Source organism: Kitasatospora putterlickiae (genome assembly GCF_039527695.1).
Classification (GTDB): Bacteria; Actinomycetota; Actinomycetes; order Streptomycetales; family Streptomycetaceae; genus Kitasatospora; species Kitasatospora putterlickiae.
On sequence record NZ_BAAAKJ010000321.1, the window covers coordinates 1 to 3,277 of the forward strand.

A 3,277-nucleotide genomic window follows, 5' to 3' on the forward strand; every position below is an offset into this window, starting at 1 on the left:
CCGTCCCCGAAGTACTCCGGCTGGCCGGACGGCTGTCCGGCCGGCCGGCCCGGGTACGGCGCGGCCGGCGGCTGGCCGTACGGCGGCCCGTACGGCTGTCCCTGCGGCGGCTGTCCCTGCGGCTGATGCCCCGGCTGCTGGCCCTGCGGCGGGGCCTGCTGATGCCCCGGCTGCTGACCGGGCTCCGGACGGAACAGGTCGTCCAGGTTGAAGTCACCCGAGTTGTGGTACGAGCGGCGCTGGCTCAACGCGATTCCTCACCTGTGCACGACCGCGCGCTGACGGCGGACCACATCTCGTCGGTTCTTGGGAGCATCACAGTTCCTTGGACGTCGCGCCCACGCTACCGGTTCACCGAACCGGCCGACCACGTGGGCGGTCCATCCTCACCGACCCTGCACGCTCCCCGCCGACCTCCTTGACGGCCCCGGCTCAGGCCGCCTCCGCCTCCGCCCTGGCCTGGAACTCGCGGACCACCCGCTGCTCCCGGTAGGGCTCCAGCCGGCGCCGGAACTCGTCCAGGTACTCCACGCCCCGGTTGGACCGCAGCCCGCTCAGCAGCCGGACCGCCTGGGCCCCGGTCTCGCAGGCCCGCTCGACGTCCCGCTGCTGGAGCTGCGCCGTCGCCAGCAGCACGAGGTCCACCGCGCGGCGCCGCACCCGGGTCGGCGGGTGCAGGTCGAGCGCCCGGCGGGCGTAGTGCTCGGCCGGGCCGGCCTGTTCGAGGTCCCGGTGGCAGTGGGCCAGTTCGTCGGCGAGGTAGGCGTCGTCGAAGTGGGCGATCCAGTCCGGATCGTCCTCCGGGCGGCGCTTCTCCATCATCTCCAGCGCCTTGGCGGCCACCGCCTCGCAGGCCTTGGCGTCACCGAGCAGGGCGTGCCCGCGCGCCTCGGCCGCGTAGAACATCGCCATCGCGGTCGGGGTGGCCACCGTCCGGGCGCCCTCCTGGGCGGCCCGGGCGAGTTGGGCGATCTCCCTCGGGTTGCCCAGGGTCGCCGCCAGGTGGCTCATCGAGGCCGCCAGCACGTACCCGCCGTAGCCCCGGTCGTCGGCGGCCTGGGCGAGCCGCAGCGCCTGGATGTAGTAGCGCTGGGCCAGGCCCGGCTGACCGGTGTCCACCGCCATGTAGCCCGCCAGCTCGGTCAACCGCGCGACCGCGGCGAAGAGTTGACGTCCGGTCTCGTCCCGGTAGGAGCCGCCGAGCAGCCCGGAGACCACGCTGTTGAGGTAGTGCACCACCACCGGGCGGACGTGCCCGCTGCCGAACCGGTGGTCCAGGTCGACCAGCATCGCGGTGGTCGCCTTGACGGCCGCGACGTCGGTCGGGCCGACCCGGGTGCCGCCGCTGCGGGCCACCACCGGGTCGGGCGGGGTGATCAGCCAGTCCCGGCTGGGCTCGACCAGGGCGGAGGCCGCCACCGTCGCCCCGGTCAGGAAGTCCCGGCGGCCGACATCGCTGCGCCACAGCTCGCAGACCTGCTCCAGCGCGGCGCCCAGCGTCGGCGCGAACTGCAGGCCGATGCCGGAGCTGAGGTTCTTGCCGTCGGCCATGCCGATCTCCTCGACCGACACGCCGCGCCCCAGCTTGCGCCCGAGCGCCTCGGCGATCACCGCCGGCGCCTGCCCCCTCGGCTGCTGGCCACGGAGCCAACGCGCGACGGAGGTCTTGTCGTACCGCAGGTCCAGGCCGTGCTCGGCACCGCAGAGGTTGACTCTCCGTGCCAGACCTGCGTTGGAGCAGCTGGCCTCTTGGATCAGCTGCTGGAGACGCTCGTTGGGCTGTCGTGCGACAAGTGGTCTCGCGGCCATTGGGCTTCGCCTCCCCACACCCTCCGGTCCCGGCCGGCGGGCGACGCTTTCTGCTGATCTCTGTTGCCGAGTTGCCGACTGTCCGACCGTTCAAGGAAACTGACACCAGGTTAGCGATCAGCAACGCCAGCGGGATACCCACGGTGACGATCCCCACCCCCCACGCGCCCGGCAGAATGCTCCTGTGCGCCCCCACTGCGCCCACCTCGGCTCCCCCCGGCGCGCTCCCGCACGGTCCGCCTCACCGGTTCGGGTGAATCACACCCGGGTGGCCCAGCGGTCCCGGCGCGCCCGTAACCCCTCTCACGCACGGTAGTTGAGCTCCCCGTGGAAGACATCCCCGATCCTCCCGGCCAGGGCTCCGGCCGCGGAGCGCCGCCGCTGCTCATCGAGGCCGTCGGCTACGCCGAGACCTGCCACTGGGAGGTCGCCCCGGGTGCCTGGCTGGTCGATGGCGACGGGCCCGCGCGCTGCTCCTGCGGCGAGCGGCGCTGCGCCCTCCCCGGCGCCCACCCGATCGACACGGACTGGGCGCGCCGGGCGAGCGCGGGGCCGGGCGCGGTGCTGCGCTGGTGGACGGAGCACCCGGAGGCGTCGATCCTGCTGCCGACCGGCCGGTCCTTCGACGTGCTGGACGTCCCGGAGGTGGCCGGCTGCCTGGCGCTGGCGCGGATGGAGCGGATGGGGCTGCAGCTGGGGCCGGCGGTGGTGGTCCCGGCCGCCCCCGGGCGCTCCGGCCGTCGGCTGCACTTCCTGGTGCTGCCCGGCGTGGCCGCCCGGCTGCCGGAGATGCTCCGCAAGCTGGGCTGGGCGCCCGGCCGGCTGGACCTGGTGGCCCGCGGCGAGGGCGACTGGACGGTGGCCCCGCCGTCCCGGGTCGGCTCGGGCGGCTTCGCCCAGTGGGCCCGCTCGCCCACCGCGCTCAGCCGCTGGCTGCCGGACGCGGCCGAGCTGATCAGCCCGCTGGCCTACGCCTGCGGGCGTGACGCGCCGTCGGGCGCGCCCCGGCCGGCCCTGCCCGCGGCGGTGCGCTGACCGCCTCCCCGGACTGCCGCCCTACGCCGATCGGGTGAGGGCGTGCGCCGCGCGACACCCCGCGCGCGAGTGACGGGCCTTGTCTCCCACCGGAGGCGGGGCCCGTCATACGCATGTGCGGATAAGGCTTCGGTGTACCCGCTGGTCAACGGTGAAAGCCCCTCGGACGAGTGACAGCGCTCAAGGATTGCCTTGATCGTCCGAGTGGGAGAACTCCCAGCGTGAGGGGTCGCCGGACGGGGCGCTCGGTCGGGGAAGCCGGGCGGGGCGGACGGGAGGGACGGAGGGGAGCCGGAGGGGACAGGGCGGGGCCGTGGTACCGGCCGGGTTCGGGGAGGCCGGTGCCACGGAAGGCGGGAGGGAACGGGAGGGGCCGGACGGGGCCGGTTAATTCGGTGGCACGGGCGCCGGCGGGGTTGTTACGCTCGCCGCC

General features: G+C 74.6%; 3 protein-coding genes. 1 reads left to right on the top strand and 2 read right to left on the bottom strand.

Translation table 11 applies throughout. The annotated features are described in order from the left end of the window. On the bottom strand, nt 1–248 hold a 248-nt coding region (locus ABD308_RS30250; RefSeq protein ID WP_344341898.1), incomplete at its 3' end, for a hypothetical protein. 184 nt (nt 249–432) lie between these two features. Next, nucleotides 433–1,809 carry an NsdA family TPR-like regulatory protein gene (locus ABD308_RS30255; protein WP_344341904.1) on the bottom strand — a complete coding sequence of 459 codons (1,377 nt, stop codon included), beginning with the start codon at nt 1,807–1,809 and terminating at the stop codon, nt 433–435. A gap of 327 nt (nt 1,810–2,136) precedes the next feature. On the opposite strand from ABD308_RS30255, the gene ABD308_RS30260 reads away from it, so the two are divergent. Then, a complete protein-coding gene (locus ABD308_RS30260) occupies nt 2,137–2,844 on the top strand; it encodes a bifunctional DNA primase/polymerase (RefSeq protein ID WP_344341910.1) in 708 nt (235 codons plus the stop codon). Nucleotides 2,845–3,277 lie beyond the last annotated feature (433 nt).